The organism is Alteromonas sp. Cnat3-28 (genome assembly GCF_022348265.1).
Lineage (GTDB): Bacteria > Pseudomonadota > Gammaproteobacteria > Enterobacterales > Alteromonadaceae > Alteromonas > Alteromonas macleodii.
On record NZ_JAKREY010000018.1, the window covers coordinates 22,987 to 46,982 of the forward strand.

19 protein-coding genes are annotated in these 23,996 nt (G+C 43.7%); 9 read left to right on the plus strand and 10 right to left on the minus strand.

Annotated elements, in window-relative coordinates:
- The first annotated feature begins 170 nt into the window (after positions 1-170).
- The gene (locus MHM87_RS15985; protein ID WP_014950819.1) at positions 171-794 is read left to right on the plus strand and encodes a mechanosensitive ion channel family protein; all 624 of its coding nucleotides are present in this window, start codon (positions 171-173) and stop codon (positions 792-794) included.
- A 47-nt stretch (positions 795-841) separates the two neighbouring features.
- Here the strand turns inward: MHM87_RS15985 and MHM87_RS15990 are convergent, their stop codons facing one another.
- Positions 842-4,285: a PAS-domain containing protein gene (locus tag MHM87_RS15990; protein ID WP_039228591.1), complete on the minus strand. Its 3,444-nt coding sequence runs from the start codon at positions 4,283-4,285 to the stop codon at positions 842-844.
- 257 nt (positions 4,286-4,542) lie between these two features.
- Here MHM87_RS15990 and MHM87_RS15995 point away from each other — a divergent pair, with 257 nt between their 5' ends.
- From MHM87_RS15995 to MHM87_RS16010, 4 genes are all read left to right on the plus strand, one after another.
- Positions 4,543-4,809: a DUF4212 domain-containing protein gene (locus MHM87_RS15995; protein ID WP_014950817.1), complete on the plus strand. Its 267-nt coding sequence runs from the start codon at positions 4,543-4,545 to the stop codon at positions 4,807-4,809.
- 3 nt (positions 4,810-4,812) lie between these two features.
- Entirely contained in the window at positions 4,813-6,519 is a 1,707-nt protein-coding gene (locus MHM87_RS16000) for a sodium:solute symporter family protein (RefSeq protein WP_239260152.1), read from the plus strand.
- Positions 6,520-6,617: 98 nt separating this feature from the next.
- On the plus strand, positions 6,618-8,447 hold the full coding sequence (locus tag MHM87_RS16005) for a putative nucleotidyltransferase substrate binding domain-containing protein (protein WP_239260154.1): 1,830 nt from the start codon (positions 6,618-6,620) through the stop codon (positions 8,445-8,447).
- A gap of 4 nt (positions 8,448-8,451) precedes the next feature.
- Complete coding sequence (locus MHM87_RS16010; protein ID WP_039231290.1) at positions 8,452-9,141, plus strand: 3'-5' exonuclease; 690 nt, start codon at positions 8,452-8,454, stop codon at positions 9,139-9,141.
- A gap of 32 nt (positions 9,142-9,173) precedes the next feature.
- On the opposite strand, the gene MHM87_RS16015 is transcribed toward MHM87_RS16010, so the two are convergent.
- From MHM87_RS16015 to MHM87_RS16025, 3 genes are all read right to left on the minus strand, one after another.
- Entirely contained in the window at positions 9,174-10,154 is a 981-nt protein-coding gene (locus MHM87_RS16015; RefSeq protein ID WP_239260156.1) for a diguanylate cyclase, read from the minus strand.
- A 134-nt stretch (positions 10,155-10,288) separates the two neighbouring features.
- Positions 10,289-10,708 carry an MAPEG family protein gene (locus MHM87_RS16020; protein WP_014950813.1) on the minus strand — a complete coding sequence of 140 codons (420 nt, stop codon included), beginning with the start codon at positions 10,706-10,708 and terminating at the stop codon, positions 10,289-10,291.
- Positions 10,709-10,915: 207 nt separating this feature from the next.
- Entirely contained in the window at positions 10,916-11,422 is a 507-nt protein-coding gene (locus MHM87_RS16025; RefSeq protein WP_061095919.1) for a fasciclin domain-containing protein, read from the minus strand.
- A gap of 285 nt (positions 11,423-11,707) precedes the next feature.
- Here MHM87_RS16025 and MHM87_RS16030 point away from each other — a divergent pair, with 285 nt between their 5' ends.
- Complete coding sequence (locus MHM87_RS16030; RefSeq protein WP_061095918.1) at positions 11,708-12,865, plus strand: tetratricopeptide repeat protein; 1,158 nt, start codon at positions 11,708-11,710, stop codon at positions 12,863-12,865.
- A gap of 55 nt (positions 12,866-12,920) precedes the next feature.
- On the opposite strand, the gene MHM87_RS16035 is transcribed toward MHM87_RS16030, so the two are convergent.
- The 5 genes from MHM87_RS16035 to MHM87_RS16055 form a co-directional block, all read right to left on the minus strand.
- The gene (locus MHM87_RS16035; protein WP_014950810.1) at positions 12,921-13,760 is read right to left on the minus strand and encodes a 2OG-Fe(II) oxygenase family protein; all 840 of its coding nucleotides are present in this window, start codon (positions 13,758-13,760) and stop codon (positions 12,921-12,923) included.
- A gap of 169 nt (positions 13,761-13,929) precedes the next feature.
- Complete coding sequence (locus MHM87_RS16040; protein WP_014950809.1) at positions 13,930-15,141, minus strand: NupC/NupG family nucleoside CNT transporter; 1,212 nt, start codon at positions 15,139-15,141, stop codon at positions 13,930-13,932.
- A 12-nt stretch (positions 15,142-15,153) separates the two neighbouring features.
- Positions 15,154-15,777 carry a uridine kinase gene (gene udk / locus MHM87_RS16045; protein WP_014950808.1) on the minus strand — a complete coding sequence of 208 codons (624 nt, stop codon included), beginning with the start codon at positions 15,775-15,777 and terminating at the stop codon, positions 15,154-15,156.
- A 208-nt stretch (positions 15,778-15,985) separates the two neighbouring features.
- Complete coding sequence (locus MHM87_RS16050) at positions 15,986-16,936, minus strand: hypothetical protein (RefSeq protein ID WP_239260158.1); 951 nt, start codon at positions 16,934-16,936, stop codon at positions 15,986-15,988.
- Positions 16,933-17,787, minus strand: a complete 855-nt coding sequence (locus tag MHM87_RS16055) for a PhnD/SsuA/transferrin family substrate-binding protein (protein WP_239260160.1) — start codon at positions 17,785-17,787, stop codon at positions 16,933-16,935. Before MHM87_RS16055 ends, MHM87_RS16050 begins: the two co-directional genes overlap by 4 nt.
- A 424-nt stretch (positions 17,788-18,211) precedes the next feature.
- On the opposite strand from MHM87_RS16055, the gene MHM87_RS16060 reads away from it, so the two are divergent.
- Entirely contained in the window at positions 18,212-21,379 is a 3,168-nt protein-coding gene (locus MHM87_RS16060) for a TonB-dependent receptor (RefSeq protein WP_187447207.1), read from the plus strand.
- 186 nt (positions 21,380-21,565) lie between these two features.
- Positions 21,566-22,249, plus strand: coding sequence for a type 1 glutamine amidotransferase domain-containing protein (locus MHM87_RS16065; RefSeq protein WP_014950804.1), 684 nt, complete (start codon positions 21,566-21,568; stop codon positions 22,247-22,249).
- A 65-nt stretch (positions 22,250-22,314) separates the two neighbouring features.
- On the opposite strand, the gene argR is transcribed toward MHM87_RS16065, so the two are convergent.
- Positions 22,315-22,779 (minus strand): transcriptional regulator ArgR, encoded by a 465-nt coding sequence (gene argR, locus MHM87_RS16070; RefSeq protein ID WP_014950803.1) that lies wholly within the window; start codon positions 22,777-22,779, stop codon positions 22,315-22,317.
- Positions 22,780-23,016: 237 nt separating this feature from the next.
- Here argR and mdh point away from each other — a divergent pair, with 237 nt between their 5' ends.
- On the plus strand, positions 23,017-23,955 hold the full coding sequence (gene mdh / locus MHM87_RS16075) for a malate dehydrogenase (protein ID WP_014950802.1): 939 nt from the start codon (positions 23,017-23,019) through the stop codon (positions 23,953-23,955).
- Positions 23,956-23,996: the final 41 nt, after the last annotated feature.

The window sequence follows — 23,996 nt, forward strand, 5'->3', positions numbered from 1 at the left end:
TAATGTAAGTGTTCGGGGGTGTCTTACGAATAATTCTTGTTGTGTCGATTGCTTTTAATGCATGAACTTGACTGTTTTTCGCGTTAGCATTAGAGCGCGTCGGCCTTTTTAACGTAAAATCAGAATTTAAGGTCAGTCTGCTTAACGAAAAAATGTAAGGATTTGTGTTAATGAATGAGTGGTGGCATGGGTTTTTGGCGTGGTTAACTCAGTACCAGTCAAATGTCGTGTGGAGTGGTTTGGTTTTACTAATTTATTTGGCGATGTCTCGTAAGTTGCTGCCAAAATTAGAAACCAACATCGTAAAGTCAAAGCTAAAATCAAATAGTGCTATTAAAGGGCTTTTTGCTGCACGGGTTATTGTCGCTACAGTATCGTTAGCCTTGTTGTTGCTAGCATGGGGGATCGATTTTTCTGGGCTCTTAGTGCTTTCCACTTCTATCATCACGGTAACCGGTGTTGCGCTTTTTGCTAGTTGGTCACTCATCAGTAACATCACTGCGTACTTTATTTTGCTCACAAACGTAGCCTATCGCAGAGGTAATTATGTGCGCATTCTCGACGGCGATAACTTCATTGAAGGTGTGATTGCCGATGTAGGGCCGTTTAGCACGCGCTTGCTTACCGCTGAGCGTGAAACCCTCATGTATCCTAATAACCTAATTTTAACCCGTCCTGTTTTGCTCAACCCTAAAGAGAAGTGGGGAGCAATGGGAAAAGTGGTGGCAAAGTCGAGCGTAGAAACGCCGGTGGTCAAAATTGAAGAAAGTAAACCACACGACGAATTACTCTAGACGTCTTTCCTTACACATATAGCGAAAAACCTGCAGCGAGCTACTAGCTACACGTTTTTCGCCTCCCTGATGTAGCGCGTCATACTTTGAAGTAGTGCGCGCAGTTTCGCTGGTTTTAGCGGTTTAGCTAAGAAGTTTACGCCTTGGGCTTTACACTGTGTAACTAAGCTTTCATCTGGTGTCGCCGTTATAAGCGCTGCTGGCACCACAATATTAAGTCGATGTCTTATCTCTTCAATCAAAGCTAGCCCATTTTTCTCGCTGTCATGACTGAGCTGATAATCCATGAGTAAGATTTGAGGCTGAATAGTCTCACAGACTTTCAACGCGTCATCCCAATTGTTCGCAAGCACCACATTGATTCCCCATTTCTGTAATAGGGTCTGCATGGCATCTAAGTTCTCTCTTTGATCGTCCACGCAAAGTACGTCCATGCCTGTAAATGTTGTACTGCGGGGCTTTGCTGTAACGTTGGATACCTGTTTTGGCTCAGCTTTATCCAAGCTAAACGCAAAGCAGCTGCCTTTGCCTATTTTCGAGGTAACACTAATATCGCTGTTCAACTGCAGACTTAAACGTCGAACAACCCCCAAGCCAAGACCAATACCGTGTTCCTTACTTTCGTTTGCGCGGAAAAAGTCACCAAAAATGCTGTCTTTTTTATCGGTAGATATGCCAATGCCCGTGTCGATAACTTTGAAATAAACGGTGTCTTTGACAGGCTTGATAATGAACAAGACGCGGCCATTTTCCGTGTATTTCACCGCATTTGAAAGCAAGTTTTGCGTTATTCGATATAAGTACGTTTTGTCAGCTTTTACCCAGCACGGGCGTATAATCGCTTTAAAACCAAGTCCTTTTTCCCGCGCGCGCATTGCCATTTCGTCCACAAGTGGTGACAGCAGGGTCCTTACATCAATAGGCTCAATATCGGGTTTCATTTCACCTTGATCTAAGCGTGCAATATCCAGCAAAGTGCCAATGAGTGTTTCGCTAGACGTCACGCTATGGCTAAGCTTTTGAATAATGGCTAGCGCTGACTCAGTCAGTTCTTGTTCTTCAAGGGCGCTCACGTAGAGCTTGGCCGCATTTAGCGGCTGCAAAACATCATGGCTTGCGAGCGCTAAGAAGCGGGTTTTACTGGCATTGGCATCTTCTGCAGCCTTTCGTGCCCTTATCAGTTCTTTCTCGGCATCAGAGCGCCGTTCTATTTCAAGTCGAAGCTCGGCGTTTATGGAGTGTACTTCTTCAGTACGCTTCTTAATACGAGCCTCAAGATCAATGTTTGATTCTTCAAGCGCTTGCTGTATTTCCACGTGTCCGGTGATGTCGTTGAAGCTTGTTACGAAGCCTCCGCCAGGTAAAGGATTACCTACCATCTCAATAACCCGTCCATCCATTCGTTGTCGTGTGAAGCGATGGGGCATACCAGAGCGCAAATGAGCCAGCCTTTTTTCTACTTCACCGTCTACGTTATCTGTGCCGAACTCACCTTGTGAAGCGTTATACCGAATAAGCTTTTCTATAGGCGTACCTACTGCCAACAAGTTATCAGGGTAAGGGTAGAGGTTGGCATAGCGTTTATTCCACGCTACCAAATTTAAGTGTTTGTCGACTACGCTAATGCCTTGGTCCATGTTTTCAAGTGACGTGAGTAGTGCAGTCATATTAAATTGCATGGCTTGCGTTGTGTCATCGAAGAAGTTGATAACCTCGGTAAAGTCCATCTTCTTACCACGCAATGCGCTGTCTAGCAGTACTTTGGCACTCGATGCGCCAATAACGCCACCCAAGGCGCGTTCGCAAAATGATAAAAACGACTCATTCGGCGTATCGTCGTGCTTTAATTGGCAATTATTGAGTTGTTGATATTGTTCCAACAATTGTTCACAACGACCGGATCCCATAAAGGTCGACAATAGCGTTATAAGATCGGAGACGGTCACGTTAGTTGCCTGCGCTTTAACGGTATTGTTAGTGGAAATGGCAGGAGACACAAAGGCTTCAGCTTGCATTCTGTCGATAAGACGCTGCGGTGCAAAGTGTGAAAAGAGTATGTAAACAAAGCTGTTTGCCGCTAAGCTAATCATAGCGCCTTGGCTAATGAGTTCGTTTTGTTCCATTTGTGAAACTTGCTCGCTCACAATGGGAAGCACAAGCCACAATACCCAAATCACTAATCCCACCATTAGCCCTGCGTAAACCCCGTGCGCATGCGCGCGCTTCCAGTAAAGTCCGCCAACAATGGCTGGCATAAGCTGGATAACTAACGAGAACGCAATAAGCCCAATTGAATGAAGCGAGCGGCTGCTGGTCATTTGCTGGTGGTACAAAAACGCCATAAGCAAGATAAACGCGATGACGATACGGCGAATAAGCCTGATTTTGCTCGACACATCCTGTTTGTCATCGGTATTACCTGTAAACGCGAGAATGCGCGGCAGAATCACATCGTTGGTGAGCATAGTACTCAGTGTGAGTGTTGCCACAATGATCATAGCTGTTGCGGCAGAGAGCCCGCCTACAAAAACAATCACTTGAAGAAGAACTGACTCTGAAAATACAGCTAGCGACAGTACGTAAGAGTCGGGCTCGATATTAGCGCCAGCAAAAATGGCTTTGCCTGCAATGGCGATAATAGGAATTACCGCTGAAATAATGGTCAGGTAGAGAGGGAATAACCACCTTGCCGTGCGCAGATGACCTAGGCTTAGGTTATCAATAATGGCAACGTGAAACTGCCTAGGCAAACAAACAATGGCCGCTGCCGCCATGATAGTTTGAGCGATGAAAGTAAACGAACCAAACTGCGCCAAGGCTATTTCATTGGTGAAACTTTCGAAGAATGGACCAGACTGGGTGCGCTTCCACGCACTATAACCAACAATGGCAACCAGCACTAACGCCAGCAATTTAATGGTCGACTCGAAGGCGATAGCCAGCATCAAGCCCCGTCGGTATTCGGTGACGTCCGTTTGCCGGGTACCGAAATATATTGCGAATGCCGCGATGAAGCCAGTGGCGGCAATAATAATGCCGTTGCTGTTAGGCTGCTGAGTAAGAAGTTGGAAAGTAGCGCCCACTGCTTTTAATTGAAGCGCGATATAAGGAATAGTGGCAAGGAGCGCGATAAGCGTAACTACCAAAGCTACGGTTTGGCGCTTGCCATAGCGCGACGCGATGAAGTCGGAAATGGTAGTGATGTGTTGCTTCTTGCTGACGAGGGTTAACTTGTAAATAAACTTATAACCCAAGACGTAAACGAGAATAGGCCCAAGCATGATTGGCAGGTAAATCCAGGTGTCTCTACTTGCTTGGCCTACCATGCCGAAAAAAGTCCATGCGGTACAATAAATAGCGAGGGCCAGCGAATATATAGCGGGATGTGACGTTAGTGCTCTAGCGGTGGGCGAGTTCTTTTCACCCCAACTCGCCAGTGAAAACAGCAAGAAGAGGTACAGTACTGCAAGTGTTACCCAACCAAAAACCATAACGTTCCTTTTAACTTAGTTTTAACAATGCTGTCGCTATTATAATCATTTCGACCATGGTCTACCTACGACCATGGTCTCATTTTGAATTTTTCAAGGCAGGTCTAGAGTAATACGCGAGCTCCTAAATGCTTGACTTTGCTGCTTGTGATTGTCTTTCCTCAACCACGTAACACGCAGCAATAACGTTAACAAAGCCGGGCGTTAGGAATATGTAAAATCATAACAATCAATTAACCTGACATGAGGGTGAAACAATGGCATTTAGAAACGAAGAGGACAAAAAAGCGTATTGGAGGGAGAATCTCGCTCTTCTCGCCAAGCTTTTAGTCGTTTGGTTTATCGTATCATTCGGTGCCGGCATTATTTTTGTCGATATCTTAAATGAAATCCAATTCTTTGGCTTTAAATTAGGCTTCTGGTTTGCGCAGCAGGGCGCAATTTACGTATTTGTTGCATTGATCTTTGTCTACATGGCGAAGATGAACGCCATGGACAAACGCTACGGCGTAGATGAGGAGTAAATCATGGACGTTCAAACTTTAACGTTTATTATCGTTGGCGCATCGTTTGCGCTTTATATCGCCATCGCTATTTGGGCTCGCGCAGGCTCAACTAACGATTTTTACGTTGCAGGTGGCGGCGTACCTCCCGTTATGAATGGGATGGCAACGGCAGCAGATTGGATGTCGGCAGCCTCGTTCATTTCAATGGCGGGTCTTATCTCATTTATGGGGTATGACGGTGCAGTATATCTAATGGGGTGGACAGGTGGTTATGTTCTACTTGCGCTTTGTTTAGCTCCCTATTTACGTAAATTTGGCAAATTCACGGTACCTGACTTCATTGGGGATCGTTACTACTCACAAACCGCGCGTACGGTTGCTGTATTTTGTGCAATCTTCGTTTGCTTTACATACGTTGCAGGTCAAATGCGTGGCGTAGGTGTGGTATTCAGCCGCTTCTTAGAGGTTGATATTGTGTCTGGCGTGGTTATCGGTATGGTTATCGTGTTCTTCTACACCGTACTTGGCGGTATGAAAGGCATTACTTACACGCAAGTTGCACAGTATTGTGTAATGATTTTCGCCTACATTGTACCGGCGGTATTTATCTCTATGATGGTAACAGGACATATCCTGCCGCAAACCGGCTTTGGTGCGACCTTAGCAGACGGTTCGGGGGTGCATATGCTGCAGAAACTCGATAATTTGTCTGTCGAGTTAGGCTTTAACGAATACACCTCAGGAACAAAAAGTACCATTGATGTATTCTTTATCACCTTTGCGTTAATGGTAGGTACAGCGGGTCTTCCACACGTAATCGTTCGCTTCTTCACTGTGCCTAAGGTTCACGATGCGCGTAAATCTGCAGGCTATGCACTAGCGTTTATCGCAATTTTATATACCACAGCACCGTCACTAGCAGCGTTTGCCCGTGTGAATATGATCGAAACCATTAATGGACCTGAAATGACGGGAACCAGCTATGAAGAAGCGCCGTCGTGGATTAAAAACTGGGAACAAACTGGCCTTATCTCATATGAAGATAAGAACGGTGATGGCAAGATGTTCTATTCGGGTGACGAGCGCAACGAAATGAAAGTTGACCGCGATATCATGGTATTGGCTAATCCTGAAATTGCGAACTTACCTGCGTGGGTTATTGCACTCGTTGCAGCGGGTGGTGTGGCAGCAGCACTGTCAACGTCCGCAGGCTTGCTGCTGGTTATTTCAACCTCTGTTTCCCATGATTTACTGAAACGAAACTTTATGCCAAACATAACCGATAAAGCCGAGCTCATGTATGCGCGACTTGCTGCTGGGGTGGCCATTGTTATAGCAGGTTACTTCGGTATCAATCCGCCAGGCTTTGTTGCACAGGTGGTGGCATTTGCCTTCGGCTTAGCGGCGTCGAGTTTCTTCCCGGCAATTATTATGGGTATCTTTAGCAAGCGCATGAACGATAAAGGTGCTATTGCTGGTATGATTTCAGGCATTGCCTTCACTGCGGCTTACATTATTTACTTCAAATTCGTAAACCCAGCGGCCAATACGCCTGACAACTGGTGGTTTGGTATTTCTCCTGAAGGTATTGGCACCTTAGGTATGATAGTGAACTTTATTGTGGCTTTCCTTGTGTTCAAAGCAACAGATGAAGCGCCAGAAGAAATCCAAGAACTGGTTGAAAGCATTCGTTATCCTAAAGGAGCGGGTGAAGCATCAGCGCACTAAACTAATGTTGCCTTAAGATAGGCTTTAGCAAAATAAAACCAATCTACTGGCGAAAGTGAGTAGGTTGGTTTTTTCTTTTTGTAAACTGGACATTTCCTATGACTGCGATGGCCAAACAAGTTGAAGACTTTCTCAACACATCAGCACCTTTTGACATGCTGGATAAAGAGCAAAAGCTTGAGCTAGTAAAACATACTGAATTGATTTACCTGACAGCGGATAATGTGGGCGACCTTCAAAAGGGTAAATCGTCACTTTTTCTTATTCAAAATGGACAGTTTTCCGTCCAAGATTCTGATGCCCCTTTACGCCATTTAAGTGAGGGCGACTACTTCGGCTACACCAATATAATGGAAAAACGTAATTTTTCATTAAGCATCAGTGTAGACAGTCCAGGTCTGGTTTACTGTTTTGAAGCATCTGCTGTTACCCCGTTATTTGAACTGCCAGCAATTCGAAATTTTTTTGATGGGCTGCGCAATAATGCCCTTCAAAACCATGCTATTTCCGATAGTAATTCCATGTGGCTTTATAAAGGGCTTGAGGACGTTATTAATAAGTCTCCCGTGTCGGTGGACGTAGAAACGTCAATAACAATGGCGGCGCAGATCATGACGAATCAAAAGGTATCGTCATTACTGGTTACACGAGAAGATAAGCTTATTGGCATTATCACCGACCGAGACTTACGTTCAAGAGTGGTTGCCGCCTCTCTCGATACTCATCTTCCAGTCAGCCAGATAATGACGACTAATCCTGCTCAGATAACGGAAAATAGAACGCTATTTGATGCCTTGGCGCTTATGACCGAAAGGAACATCCATCACCTACCCGTTATCGACCAGCAAACGCTTGTGCCATTGGGTATGGTGACAGCCAGCGATATTATTCGTCATCAGCGTGGTAACGTTCTTTTTATTATTGGCGAGCTAAGCAAAGCGGAGAACCTTTACGAGTTAACACGGCTATCCTGGCAATTGCCGCATTATTTCTCTGCTCATGCGAAAAAAGCAGGAGACTATGACATTGCTGGCAAAATTTTATCTCAAGCTACCGATATCATGACAAGAAAGCTTATTGGCTTTTTCCAACAGGCTAACGGGAAAGCCCCCATGATGTTTGCGTGGCTTGTTTATGGATCACAGGCAAGAGAGGATCAGACGATGGGTTCGGATCAAGACAATGGACTGCTTCTTGCTGAGCGGCCAAGCAAAACGCAAGCTGAATATTTCGCAAAAATGGCTGATTATGTGTGTAACGGTTTGGCCAAATGCGGCATTAAACTGTGCGATGGTAATATTATGGCGAGTAATCCTAAGCTTAGACTCTCGCTTGAAGAAGCCATTGAAGAAGCTAAGCGATGGGTAAAAGCACCAACTAAAGATGCGATTATGCACTTTAATATTTTTCTTGATGTTCGCTGCGCAGCCGGGGATATAAGTTTATTTAAGCAGTTGCAGCGTCAAAGGGCCCCCTTGATGAAGCAAAATATGTTCTTAGCAGCGCTTACGAGAAATAGTAACGAAATATCGGTTCCGCTTTCCATGTTTCAAAAGTTCATTTATGAAAAAGGCCGTAAAGAGAGGGACGTGATCGACCTTAAAACCCGAGCCGTGGCCTTAATCAACAATATCGCCCGTATATACGCGCTAGCTGATGGCGTGACGTTGCCTAATACACTTGCCCGGTTAGACGCGCTATCGGAAAATTCACAGCTCTCAAAAAGAGATGCGACTAACCTACGTGATATTTGGCTGTTCTTAAATCGTTTGCGTTGGCGTCATCAGTTGGAAAATAAAGTAACGGACAATCGTGTGTCGGTTTCAAGTTTATCATCGATAGAAAAGCATCAGCTAAAAGCCGCATTCAAGGCTATAGAGCGAACCAATCAAGCAATGGTTATGAAGTTCTCTGGCGGCGTAAGTTAGCCCCATGATAACGCGAATAATCGAAGCCTGTGCATCGGTACTGTTTGGGAATCGTCAATTCAGAAAGTCGTTACGTGATAAAACGTTGGGCGACACCCCTTTGGCGTCTGTTGATTTAGAACTCACATCGTTAGACCCTGTGACAACTCAAATTACATCGATTGGTTATGTAAGTGGTTCAGCTGGAAAAATTGCGCTTTCCTCCAGTGGCTATCACGTTATAAATACGTCAGCGGACTTAGGACAAAGCCCTGTAATACATGGATTGACCTTAGATATTTTGCAACAAGGCGAAGGCTTGGCAGACGCCATCAATTCATTGCTACCACTACTGAAGACACATGTTCTAATTTTTCACAATGCGCGATTAGATTTGATGGCGCTTGATAGTGCCTTCAAACGGTGTGGATTACCGCAGATGGAAGTACTCTATATTGATACACTTCAGCTCGCACTTTATCAGTTAAACAAACAACATCAGGTGCTACCGAGTAATAGTGCAACGCTAACGGTTTGTAGGCAACGGTTAGACTTACCCGCGTTTCCTGAACACAACGCACTAGATGACGCGCTAGCGACAATGCAGTTGTTTTACGCCCAGCTAAATGAATTGGGAATTACTTTGGAGAATTCACTCGAGTCTTTGGCTCATACGAATGCTGTTGGCCGTTTTAGGCTGGGAGTACTGCACTAGCGTCGAAGACAAGGCAATTCTAGCTATAGCGCTTAGGCCTTAAGTTTTGTGGGATGACTCGGTGCTTTTATTTTGCCAGCGCTTACTGCTGTCGGCGCCACTAGTTGATTTCGCCCAGAGGTTTTGGCCACATACAGATTTTTGTCTGCTTCTAACATGACGTAGTCGATAGTTTTATTGTCATCAGCATGCTTGACGGCTAAGCCAGCACTTAGCGTAACGCGTTCATACTCAGATGCTGCATGAGGAATATTCAGGTCATAAACCGTTCGCAATAAGCGCTCAGTGACAGCCTTCGCGCCGTCTACATCGGTGTTAGGTAGAATAACCAAAAACTCTTCACCGCCAATTCTCACTAATTTGTCCATGGGTCGAAGTAGGGCGTCGTTGATCGTTTTACTGACCTTCCACAAACAGCTATCGCCATCTATATGACCATACATATCATTGAACAGTTTAAAGTGATCAACATCAAAAATAACCAAGGAGAGAGGAGTAACATTACGTAACCCATCTCTCACTAAACGGGGTAAATAGTCATCTAAATAGTGGCGATTGTAGGCACCTGTTAACTTATCTACATAGATAAGCTTTTCGAGCAAATCGTTTCTAAGCTTATGATTGATGTGTGATTTTACACGGTTGCGTAGGGTACAAGCGTTTACCGGCTTCACCACAAAGTCTACGCAGCCTGATTCCCAACATCTCGACTCTTCTTCATCACTTGACGAAGAGGTCACGAAAATAATAGGAATGTGAGCACACAACGGCTTTTTTCTTAACAATGCGGTGGTCTGATGCCCGTCTAATTCGGGCATTGAAACATCCATGAGGATTAGGTCAGGCGTATGGTACTTGCAATATTCAATTGCTTCTTTACCTGAGCCCACAGAGGCGCAGGCGACTGTGTCTTCAAGTAAAGTTTCCAGAACAAGTCTGCTGCTGGCTTGGTCGTCGACAATCAGTACTTTGCAATCTGCTAAAGTTCGGTCGCCAACTTGTTCAATATACACAAGTACTCCTAAACACAAAGGTGAGTGTTCAGGTTCAAGAGTACGCCTAATTTTAGAAAATGTGGATTAACCAAAAGTTTAATATTTAACCATTTGGTTCAATTTCACTCTTATCTTCTTACTTTATATCGTTTCTAGGAAAACAAATTAAACACTGCAAGACCAAATACGCCGAAGGTACACAGCGTGCCTATCATATAAAAATAGCTTCTCGGGCTTGGATTTTTTTCTGTAGCGATTGCGTAATACAGTCCCATATGAATGATGCGACTTAGCGCGTAAATCCAAACAAGTGCTGCAAGTATGCTGGTTGATGCGCCAAGAAAAATGCAAAGAAGAGCTGGGAGCGTAAACTGATGAATATTTTCGAGCGAATTGTGAAATGTTCTGTGGCTTCTGAATACGAAACTATCATGACTCAATTCCTCGCTGACTTTCCCTGGAATATAGCGAGACTGTTTTCTGTGAGCGATAGCGGCAACGATGTTTTGCACGAAAACGGTAAAGCTTATAAGCAAAAGGCCCGCAATACTATATGTGTAGACTGTGAACACGTGAACTCCTTTCTTTATTCCTTGAATGGATTCAGACGACTGGTTAGATGACAACGAAGGCCTGTTTAAACATGCCCGTGACCAACTAACCGTTTAATGTTTCTACGCCGAGACTTGTTGAAGAGATCGAAGCACATGCATAAATCGATGAACGAAAGCACTAATTTTTAGTGCTTTCGTTTTCAGCGCTTTTCTTTGCAAGAGGGATTACAGCGCCGCTTTAACATCGTTTGGAAGCAACACAGTATCGATCACGTGAATAACACCGTTACTCGTCATGATGTCGGCTTTAATCACATTTGCGTCGTTTATCATAACCTTATTCATATCAGTTGAGACCATTACCTTGCTTCCTTCAACGGTAGTGGCATCAGATAGCCCAGCTACATCTTTTGCTGTGACTTTACCCGTTACTACGTGATAAGTGAGAATTTTAACAAGGGTTTGTTTATTCTCAGGTTTCAATAGCATTTCAACGGTGCCTGCCGGCAGTGCAGCAAAAGCTTCATCGGTGGGAGCGAAAACAGTGAATGGCCCATCTCCCTTTAGTGTAGTAACCAAGTCGGCAGACTTAACTGCGGTGACAAGTGTAGAGAACATGTCGTTGCTTGCAGCGGTGTCGACAATATCTTTATGCCCATCCTTGGCATGATGGCCGGCAAGCGCTGAGGCACTCAATACAACTAAGAAGAACGCACTAATTAACTTTTTCATATTCTTTCCTTTTACCTATTACATTACGTTAAGTGAAATTCAACATCCTTCGTTTCGCCAACTACTGACCTACGCCACTGAAAGCTACTGAATTGAGAATTGTTACGGCACTTCAGGGAAATTTGATGATTAACTTTGTGTAATGCCAAGTCGCAATGTATGAGCACCTAAGGAAGCGAGTAAAATTATGCGTTGAACGAGCTTTAAACTGGGTTGTAAATAAAATGTAAATTCATGGCGCGCTGCTATACTTAATCTATCGAGTAAATAAGAAAGGTGCCTATTATGAATGCTCGACTCGCTGTTCCTTTGCTGTTATGCATAGTGCTTGCCGCTTGCCAATCCACAGATAATCAGCATGTAAAAGCTGCGCCCACTTTGTTAAATGACAGTCTCTTTCCTTCCTATACGTTATTTCCAGTAGAGTCTTCAGATGAAATTTTTTACTTAGACGAAGACGCACAGTTTTTTGCCGAAAGGGCAGTTTACGAAAAAAGTATCCTGCAAAAGAATGTAAAAGGGTTAGTAAAAGCAATTTTCGATCATTCTGATCATGGGATGCTTTATCGTAACAGCGCAAATACAACGGCAAATACAACATTTAATAACCGAGCCGCGAACTGTCTGTCTCTTTCTATTATGACGTACGCTTTGGCAGAACACGTTGGACTCAATGCAACATTTTACGAGGTGGAAATTCCGGAATACTGGACACGACGAGAAGGGTATAGCTTACTGAATGGGCACATTAACCTTCGACTCTCATTGCCAAATGAAAGTCCTGTTGCAGCTGTGGGAGGAACGTGGGCAGACGTTGATTTTGATCCACAAATGCTGCGAAATTACTTCCCAAGAAATGCCGTTTCCAAAAACAAAGTAATAGCAATGTATTACAACAACAAAGGAGCGGATGCCTTAGTGGCGAACAGCTACACTCGGGCCTATAGCTATTTTCGTGCAGCAGCAAAAGTCGCTCCCGAACTTCAGCAGAGCTGGGTGAATTTAGGTGTGCTTTATAGAATGGTGGATGAATATGAGCAGGCTGAAATGACATACAAACACGCACTATCGCTAAATGAAGAAAACTTAACCGCATGGGAAAATTTATCCATTCTTTACACTTATCAAGATAGAGATGACGAGGCTTTAAAAATAACACAAATGGTAGAAGCTAAGCGGAAGCATAATCCATATTACCATTACATTTTAGGAGAACAGGCACTTGAGGCAGGTGATATTGCATTGGCAATAGTTCATTACGAAAGAGGACTAAGACTTGATAACGCGCGCCATGAGATTCTATTTGGGATGGCAAAGGCCTATCACGAGTTAGGTGATGTAAGTGAAGCTCAACGTTATCTAGAGCGAGCGGTCAGGTATTCGCCCAATGAGCAAGAAAAGCAACGCTATTCTTCAAAACTGGCAACGTTAGCAAGCAGCTAAAAAAAAGCCGCAGACTAGCTGCGGCAAAAGAATAACACTACAAAAGGAACTTAATTTATATAACGCCCAGCTCACGAAGGCGCTCTTGCAGGTATGACCCTGCGGTATGACGTTCTGAAAGAACAACATCTGGTCTAGGGTGTAAGAACAGTGGCAATGAAATACGAGATTTCGTCATGTCAGCACCATCTGGGTTTACAACCCTATGCGTAGTTGATGGGAAGTATCCGCCAGACGCTTCTTGAAGCATGTCGCCAATATTCACAATCAAGTTCCCGAAATCACAAGGAACTTCAATCCAACTACCGTCTTTAGCTTGTACTTGCAATCCAGGCTCGTTGGCTGCAGGCAAGATAGTAATCAAATTAATATCTTCGTGAGCAGCTGCGCGAATTGCGTCTACTTCTTCATCACCTTTTAGTGGTGGGTAGTGCAGTATACGTAGCAAGGTTTGATCAGAATCTTTGATCATGTCACCCAGCGGTTGACTGTACTTATCGCTCACCTCTGAAGGAGAATGTTTTTCTATCCAACCCAATAGCTCTTTCGCTAGTGTGTTTGCTTCCCCATAGTACTGGGAAATCTGCGGGTGTAGCGCTTCTGGACACTGACCCCACGGATAGAAGTGGTAATACTCTTTAATGTCTTTTTTCGTAAAGCCTTTGGCTACCTCAGATACGCTCTGAGGGAAAAATCCGTCTTGTTTACCTTTGTTGTACAGGTAATCATTCTTTTCTTCACTGTCGAAGAAGCCCTGCCAATTGTCGTAAATGCCTTGAACTAATGACTGCTGGATAGGGTGATTTTTCAAAACACCGAACCCTGTCTCGCGAAGTGACTTCACGAATTCTTCTTGTGCGTTCTCCGCTTGGTAATCAACAGCAACTAATTGCATAACTTTATCCCGTATATTTTGACTGCGGCATTATAAAGGTAGACGGGCTACAGAAAAAAGTCGCAGAAATTGACATAAATCAACCCCGCGAGGAATTTGCGCGTAATTTACAGAAACCTGACCAGTTAGTCTAGTAAAATCTTGACCAACTGGTCCAAATTAATGAAATTTAACCAAGAGAGAGGTAAAAGCCCGCTAGCGCGGCACTCATTAAGTTAGATAACGTTGCAGCAATAACAGCTTTTAACCCCAGTCTCGCAATTTCTTTTCTGCGTGTTGGTGCCATGGCACCAATTCCACCCATCAAAATAGCGATAGAAGAGAAGTTTGCAAAACCACAAAGTGCAAAGGTGATAATGGCCTGAGATGCTTCAGATAGCTGTGATTGGTTCTCTAGGAAGTTTAGGTAGGCAACAAATTCGTTAACTACCATTTTCTGACCAATAAAGCTGCCTGCAAGTTGCGCTTCCTCCCATGGTACGCCGATTGCCCATGCAAGAGGTTGAAGCACATAACCCAGGATCCCTTCAAACGTCACGTTTTCATAGCCAAATAATCCTGCTGTCCAGCCAATAAGGCCGTTAAACATGGCAATAAGTGCTATGAAAGCGAGTAGCATTGCACCTACGTTTAACGCAAGTTGCATGCCTGATGCAGCGCCACTGGCGGCTGCATCAAATACATTGGCGTAGCCGGTATCTTCCGCATCTACGTCGTGTAAATCTTCATTTGGCTTACTGGTTTCTGGCAACATGATTTTTGCCATAAGTAAGCCACCTGGCGCAGCCATAAAGCTAGCTGCTAGCAAATACTTAAGATCTACCCCCATGCCAGCGTAGCCCGCCATTACTGAACCAGCAATTGACGCCAAACCACCCACCATAATGGCAAATAGCTCAGAGCTCGTCATGTGTGGAATAAAAGGGCGAACCACAAGAGGCGCTTCTGTTTGGCCCACAAAAATGTTGGCAGCAGAAGACATGGATTCAGGTCGGCTAGTTCCCAGCGCTTTCTGTAAAAAGCCACCGATAACCTTGATGATCAAACCCATTACTTTGAGGTGATAAAGAACGGCAATAAGCGCCGAGAAAAACACGATAACTGGAAGCACGTTAAAGGCAAAAATAAACGCGATCGACTTGTCGCCAATAGGACCGAACAAGAAATTAATGCCTTCTTGGCTATAAGCAATGATGTTGGCGACAAAACGCGTCGCGCTCAACAATACTTCTTTACCAGGTTCAGAATACAGGACAAACGCGCCAACGGATGCTTGAATAGCAAATGCGCCACCAACGGTGCGCCAATTTATATTGCGTTTCGCCGATGATAACGCGAAGGCAATACCCAGAAGGACTGCAATGCCCAGTAAACTCACCATAGTAATGTTCCCTTAAAGAAGCGCTTGCTGAATGTGTGATTTGATCACATCTAATGCAATTTGGTTTTTGCCACCTTGCGTCACTACTACGTCGGCAGTGAAGCGGCTAGGTTCGATAAATTGATGATACATAGGCTTAACAGTTTCTTCGTACTGTTTTGCCACAGATTCAATACTACGACCGCGTTCTTTTAGGTCGCGCATCATTCTGCGCATCAAACAAATATCAAGCGGAGTATCAATGAAGATCTTCACGTCGTACAAAGGAAGTAGATCAGTACGGGCAAGTAGCATGATACCTTCAAGAATAATGACTGGCGCAGGATTTAGACGCTCAGTTTCAGGCAAACGCGTATGCGTTTTATAGCAGTAATGTGGATAGTCAATAGGCTGACCATCGCGCAATGCTTGTAAGTGTGCTTTCAAAAGCTCATGTTCAAAGGCATTTGGGTGATCGTAGTTATTCTTCTCACGCTGTTCCATGGGAAGATGATCTTGCGCGCGATAGTAGTGATCTTCGCGCAGCACTTGAACAGGGCGGCCCTGAGCACTGAAGCCGTTAAACAAATTTTTTGTAAAAAGAGACTTCCCAGAGCCAGAAGCTCCAGAAATGGCAATAATAAGTGGCGATTGCATAGTACTATAAAGCTGATTTTGTTGGTGCAAAGATACGCGTTTAGGCCTCGCGAATCAATGTTATATTCACAAGTTATCGGTATTTGGATCGGTCTTTGCTAGAACTTTATTGTATTTTCAAGGTATTGCAGGGCGTTTAGTCGACTTGCAAAAAATAGTAAAAAGTTCTCCAAGTGGTCAGTTTTTAACTGCCAGAATTAAAAAATTACTAGTTTCCAATAATTTCTATATCGTCTTCCTTAATATTCGGCAATGCGTACGAGTGTTGTTTAGAGCGAGAGCCTTCACCTTGAGCTCTAGGCGGATAATAGGTTTCTTTTTCTTCAGTGAATCCGGCAAACACTTCATCAAGGGCTGCACGGATCTCGCTCAAGGTTTTGTCTAAATTCGCGTTGAAGTCTGGCCTTTTGCGTTTAGTATGCCCAAGTTCAATCAGTCTACCAAAGCTCTTGTTAGCAAGAATCATAAGTTCATGTGGTACATCTTTATGCGGAGGAAGCGGCTGATTGGGGTACTCAATACAAAACTTAACTAAAGCAGTATAGAAACATAATGGCTTATTCTGTAGTGCAACTACCTTGTCATCAACACCGTTTGAAAGTGTTTTATCTTTGAGATTAATAATGAGCTTCGGTGTTGGCGGCAGCAATTCTTCTTCAACAGCCGACACTTTCTTACGCTTTTTCGTTGCAATAGAAAATACTGGAAGTAGTAAAAGTGAGCAGAGCAATGCTATAAAACTAAATCCTACTCCACTCCATGACGACTTACTGCGCATTTCAAGTACAATACGTTGCTCTGCATTTATCAGTAAGGTAGATGTCACGTTAGGGTATTGTGTGAAATCTTGAGATTGAACGCTGATTTCCTGAATATGGCTCACTAAAATAGGATAGCCTTCTTTGGTTAGTTCGCTATTTAATCTATCTAAATAGCTATAGATAGCATGCTGATTGACCGGCGTATTAAGCGTTACATTGCCCACATCTAGAAATGCGCTGTCTAGGCTTATACGACGTTCGACTTTATCTTGCGCTTCATGAATATCAGCCTTAAATGAAAAGTACTGGCCAATCAGCGCGATAGTCTGTAAGCACAGAAATAGCAGTGCCCAGTTTAACGTTATGCATGCAGGCGATTTGAACTTAGGTTTGATCATTTGTTACACCCCGCTTCAAGTGTAATATTTTTGTAATATGGTCGCGGGCGAGCCATTGCTATTTCATGTACAACAGACTGCATAGCACAGAACAAATCGGTGTTTTGTGTCTGCATTTTCAGGTACCACTGCATTCCACCTATGCTTTCTTGTAAGGGTGTTGCGTAATTTCTTGAAAAGCGATCACTGTCATCTTCAGCCCAATAAGACGAAATAATGTCAACATCACCTGCTAACAGTGCTCTGCGAAGCTCTTGATGGGAACTGTAATATACAATTGATACGTTTGTGTCGCTTAACCCTAAATTTTGTAGGATAGTTTTGGGTACAATGTGGCCTGAGCGACTACTTGGGTAATCTAATAAACCAATTTTTTTACCGAGCAAGTATTCTTTACTTAATTGCGGGCGTTCGCGTAACGCAATGAAAAAGGCGCTGTAATTAGGGTGCGATGCCACTTTAGACAGCCCATATATTTGGTCAGCGCCAAACGCGTCGACCACGTTCTTTTTCACTAATGCAAGGTCAACAACGCCGTGGTTGATGTAGCGAAACGTGTCATAGTCGCTTTGACCGATGATAATTTTTACTTCGCCGAATTGCTTCTTTATTGTGCTGTCAGCGCACAATCTATCTCTTGCCATTTCAGCAATGCGACCGTCGGTAACATACACTGAAAAAATGTCGCTATTCGCACTTAATTTAGTTTTGCAGTATAAAAATTGACCAGCTTGTGGGGTGATGTCACTATAAACATTGTTTTTTTGTAAATAGCTAAAAGTACCGCACGCGATAGCGACGATGACAAATAATATCCACTTTCCGGAGGCAACAATTCTAAAATTCGCCAAAAAAACGACCAAATGAATTAACGATTTATGTGGGGATTTCATCAGTTAAGGTTATTTATTGCAATAGGTAAATTTATTTTAAATCGTTAAGCTATTGAAATATAGTTTATTTTTATAGGTAAATCTGATTTTTATTAAACGCTGTTTATTAGTCGCACATCTGCCAAGAATAGCACTGTCCAATTGCTGCAGATAGACAACAACAATAACAAGTAAGTTAACTTGACTACATGGTCAAGTAATTTTTTACAAAGTCACTAGCGTCGGGCAATTGGTGTTAAACAAAAATGTAAAACTGTAATAAATTTGACATGAATCTCGATAACAATTCTTCGTGGTACTAGAATAGTAAGTGGTCTTGATAGGGACAACGCCCTGCGCAAGTCCATAAAAAAGAATTTTAAACAAAAAGGGAAACACACACATGAACTCTCCAGCTAAATTCAGCCGTATTGCGGCTGCTGTTGCGCTGTCCATCGGGTTGTCTACCGCTGTAATGGCGCAAGAAACGTCTTCATCAATTAAAGGTAGCCTAGTTGGTCCAGCAGGAGCTCCAGCAGCAGGAACTACAGTTATTATTACCCACGTCCCCACTGGCGCCAGAAAAACCGTTCAAGTTAACAACGCAGGGCAATTTAGCTCTCAAGGTCTACGCGTAGGTGGTCCTTATACTGTTGAATTTGATTCAGATAAGTTTGATGATAAAGTCATAAGTGATGTTTATTTGCAACTAGGTGAGCCTTTAGTTCTTAATTTAGCGCTAACTGACGAAGCTGACGTTGAAAGAATTCAAGTTACAGCTTCTCAAATGGGGTACGACGTATTCGGTCAAAAAAGTCCTGCGTCAACATTCAATCTTGAAGATTTAGAGTCTGCTCCTTCTGCAAACCGTGACCTAAAAGATATCGTTCGTGTAGATCCTCGTATTAGTATTTCTGAAAGCGACGGCGAAGAGGCGATCATCTGTGGTGGTGGTAACCCACGTTTTAGTGCACTAACTGTTGATGGTGTTCGTATGAACGACAGTTTCGGTTTGAACCAAAATGGTTATCCGACTGTTAGAATGCCATTCTCTTTCGATGCAATTGACCAAGTAACCGTTGAGCTTGCACCATTTGACGTGCAATACGGTGGTTTTACGGCGTGTAACATCAACGCAGTTACAAAATCGGGTACAAATGAAGTTCACGGTAGTGCTTTCTATGATTACACTAGTGATTCATTAATGGGTGATAAAGTAGAAGATACAGACGTTGATACAGGCGACTTTACTGAAAAGCGCTACGGTGTAAACGTTGGTCTTCCACTAATCAAAGATGAACTTTTCTTCTTTGGTGCTTATGAAAAACTTGAAGGCGCTCAAATCTTCTCTTACGGCCCTCTAGGTAACCAAGTATCACAACAAGATATCGATCGCATTCGTGAAATTGCGTCACGTGTTTACGATTACGATATCGGCGGTACGCCTGGCTCAATGCCTGTGGAAGACGAGAAAGTACTTGTTAAGCTTGATTGGAACATCAACGACGCTCACCGTGCATCATTAGTTTATAACTATAACGATGGCTTTAGAATCGACCAATCTGATGACTACTCGACAGCTCTTTCTTTAGATAGCCATTTCTACGAAGTAGGTGCAAAGCTTAATTCAACAGTTGCTTCATTGTACTCAGACTGGACCGACGACTTCTCTACCGAAGTTCGCTTAGGTCGAATCAAGCTTACCAACCGTCAAAACTCACTAGATGCTGACAGTGGTTTTGGTGAAATTCGCATCGATAGAGTAAACGGTGCAGACGTCTTTTTCGGTCCAGATGACTCTCGTCAATCTAACGAAATGGATTGGAATAGCACAACTGCCAAGTTCGCTGGTACGTACTACCTAGATAACCATACAATTACATTCGGTTATGAGTATGAAGAGCTAGAAGCATTTAACTTGTTCATGCAACATACTATTGGTGAATACCGTTTCGAAACTATTGATGATTTTGAAGCTGGTTTGGCTGACGACATCTACTACAACAACTCTGCTGGCACAAATAATCCTCAGGACGCAGCGCAACGATTCTCTTATGAAACGAACACGCTTTATGTTCAAGACGAGTGGATCCTTGATGACCTAACTTTGTTGTTCGGTCTTCGTTATGACAAATACAGCAGTGATGACAAGCCTAAGCGCAATGAAGTATTTGCTCAACGCTATGGTTATGACAACACTTCAACATTCGATGGAATTGATTTATTGCAGCCTCGCTTTGGCTTCAACTATACATTGAATGACAATATGGAAGTACGTGGTGGTGTAGGCCTATACTCTGGTGGTAACCCTAACGTTTGGCTATCAAACTCTTTCTCTAACGACGGTATTACAAATATTGATACTTATCGCAGTGATTTTGAGTTGTTCGATGAGAACGGTAACACGGTTCCGCTGGTTAATGGTGGTCGCCTAATTTACTCACCACTTCAAGAGATGTTTGATGAAGTTGCTGATGCAGATCCATCTTTGGGTAATGAGCCTTCAACGAATGCCGTAGACCCTGATTTTGAGATTCCTAGCGAATGGAAGTTCAATCTTGGTTTCACTTGGGTAACAGACAGCGATTATGTATTCCAAGCAGATATTCTTCACAACAAGAAGCAAGATAGTGCACAAATCATAAATGTTGGTTGGGACACAGAAAACGTTACTTTTGCAGCTGACGGTCGACCTATCTACGACTATATTCAAGTTGGAACTAATGACGATGGTGACGCTGTTTTCCGTAACTTCCGTAAGAGTGACTTAGTACTTACCAATGCTCGTGAAGATGGCAAGTCGACCACTATCTCTTTTGCTGTTCAAAAAGAATATGACTTTGGTTTAGATGCTTCATTCGGTTATGCATACAACCGCTCTGAAGACGTTACACCAATGGCAAGTTCAGTAGCGTTCTCGAACTTTACTAACTTTGCTTCATCAGACCCGTTAAACCCTGGTATCGCAACTTCGAACTACGAAGTGCCACATCGCTTTACGTTTAACTTGCGTTATTCGACTGAAATTGTTGACGGTTACAAAACAAGCTTCTCGCTATTCGGATCTCGCCAGCAAGGTCGTCCATTCTCGTACACCTTTGACGGTATCACGATCGGCGACGCGCAGTTTAGAACAAACAATGCACTTCTTTACATCCCAGAAGTTGATGATCCAAACGTGACGTATGCAGAAGGCTTCGACTTAGGTGCATTCAACTCATTCATCGATGAAGGTGGTTTTGCTCGCGGCGAAATCCTTGAGCGTAACTCTGAAAATGCTGAATGGTATTCTCGAGTTGACTTCCGTATTGACCAGCAACTTCCTGGTTTCATGAAAGGTCATCGCGCAAGTGCATACTTCATCCTTAAGAACGTTGGTAACTTCTTAAATGATGATTGGGGCGTTCGTAAAATTGGTCCATTCGTTTCAGCTCCTGTACTTGATGCATCGCTAAATAGCGATGGTACATATACGTACAACGAGTTCTTTGAAGGTAACACTAATCAAAATGGATTCTTTAATGAGCAATCATTATGGCAAATCCGAGTTGGTGTTAAGTACAGCTTCTAATCCAATGGTGTGAACCTATTGTAGTGTTAGGTGCCACTCTCCTTAACAGGAAGTGGCACTTTTTTATGCCCGCCATTAATCTCACAATCATGCAATCAAACGATCCTCCGCTTTTTTAATGATCTAACTACGTACATTAGCCGAAGTAATTGACGACAAATTTTTAAATGCTCGCAAGGAGGGCTTATGTCAAAACGTATGCTAATGGTAATGACATCTCACGAAATTATGGGTGATACCGGCAAAAAGACAGGCATGTGGTTGGAAGAGTTTGCTGCGCCGTACTACGCATTTAAAGACCAAGGATATACGATAACTTTGGCGTCACCCATGGGAGGGCAAGTGCCTATCGATCCCAATAGTCTGGCTGACGATGCAATGACCGATGACGCTATGCGATATACGAAAGATGAGCTGGCGCGTAGCGCTATAGCGTCGACTATTCCGCTTGAAGATGTGAGAGCTGAAGAGTTTGACGCGGTGTTCTATCCAGGGGGACACGGTCCGTTGTGGGACCTTTCTGACAATGTGCACTCGATAAAACTAATCGAAGACACTATCGCAGCTAATAAACCCGTTGGGGCAGTATGTCACGCGCCAATTGTGCTTAAGGACGTTAAAACGCCTGATGGCAAATACCTGGTAGAGGGAAAATCTGTTACCGGATTTTCAAACAGTGAAGAAGCTGCAATGGAACTTACAGACGTAGTGCCTTATCTGGTTGAAGATGAACTGGTTAAAAAAGGCGGTAAGTATGAGAGCGCCGACAATTTTGCTGTAAAAGTGTGTACCGACGGGTTACTGGTGACGGGACAGAATCCGCCGTCATCACGACCAGCAGCCGATGCGCTGATTAAGCTATTGAGTTAGCGTCAGCGAACAGCAGAATATATAGTGCCCTCAATGAGAGGGCACCGTTTTAATAGCGTGGCTACCTAAACGTTCTCAAACAGGTCTTCAACACGCTGTCTTAGTTCTTCGATTCTAGACACATCCGCTGGCGCGATGAAAATAGTGTCGTCACCTGCTATGGTGCCCAAAACTCCGTCTTTCTTACTTAATGAGTCAAGCAAGCGCGCAATAAGCTGTGCAGCACCAGGGCTGGTTCTAATGATTACCATTACGTTGTTGTGAACGATATCCAGTACCAGCTGTTTAAGAGGGCTTTTAGCCGTAGGCATACCTAGCTCTGGAGGCAAGCAATACACCATGTCACCTCGGGCATTTCGCGTGCGTACCGCGCCGAATTTGCTTAGCATTCTAGAGATTTTAGATTGGCTGATGTTGTCGAAGCCTTGTGCTTTTAATGCATCAACAATTTCGCCCTGTGAACCGTAACTTTCTGCTTTAAGAATTTCTTTAAAAGCTTTGATGAGTAGCTCTTGTTTTGCGTTTGCCATTAGCGCTCTTTTCTTTTTTGAGGGTTATCGTTAGGAATTATATTTAGTATGCGTATATTGTGCCGTACAGGTAGACTTTGCGCAATTTCTTTGCATAATCATTCATGATAATGAATATCGAGATAAAATCGCCATAAATAACGTTAATAAGACGATCCGGTGATTGAGTTTTCCCCCGCGTTGCATTAGTGTGACGTTCCGTTTAAATACGTGAAGTAATCCCATAGGAGAAATGGTATGAAAGTAGCCGTGTTAGGTGCTGCCGGTGGTATTGGTCAGGCGCTGTCTTTGTTGTTGAAAACACAATTGCCAGCAGGTTCAGATTTAGCGCTTTACGACGTAGCGCCAGTTGTTCCTGGTGTTGCCGTTGATTTGAGCCACATCCCCACTGCGGTAAAAGTAACCGGTCACGGTAAAGATGACCTAGCTGATGCACTAACTGGAGCAGACGTTGTTCTAATTCCAGCGGGTATGCCTCGTAAGCCAGGTATGGATCGTTCTGATCTATTCAACATCAACGCCGGCATTGTTAAAAACCTAATTGAAGGTGTAGCTGATAACTGCCCGAACGCGTGTGTTGGTATCATCACTAACCCAGTTAACACTACTGTTGCTATTGCAGCTGAAACGCTTAAAGCAAAAGGCGTTTATGACAAGAACAAGCTTTTTGGTGTAACGACACTAGACGTTATCCGTGCTGAAACGTTTGTTGCTGAACTTAAAGGTGTAGACGTATCTTCTGTGCACGTACCGGTAATCGGTGGTCACTCTGGTACAACTATCCTTCCTCTACTTTCACAAGTTGAAGGCGTAGAGTTCACAGACGAAGAAGTTGCTAGCCTAACTACTCGTATCCAAAACGCGGGTACTGAAGTTGTTGAAGCTAAAGCGGGCGGCGGTTCTGCAACCCTATCAATGGGTCAAGCAGCAGCACGCTTCTGTCTATCTCTAGTTGCAGCAATGCAAGGCGAGAACGTGGTTGAGTACACTTATGTACAAACTGACGACAGCGACGACGCAGCATTCTTTGCACACCCAGTTCGCCTAGGCGCAAATGGTGTTGAAGAAATCTTGCCATACGGCGAGCTAAGCGCATTCGAAGAAAAAGCGAAAAACGACATGCTTGAAGGCCTACGTGGCGACATCAAGCTAGGCGTTGACTTCGTAAACGGCTAATAGCGCTATTGGCGGGCTAGCCTGAAAAGGCAATCAAAACG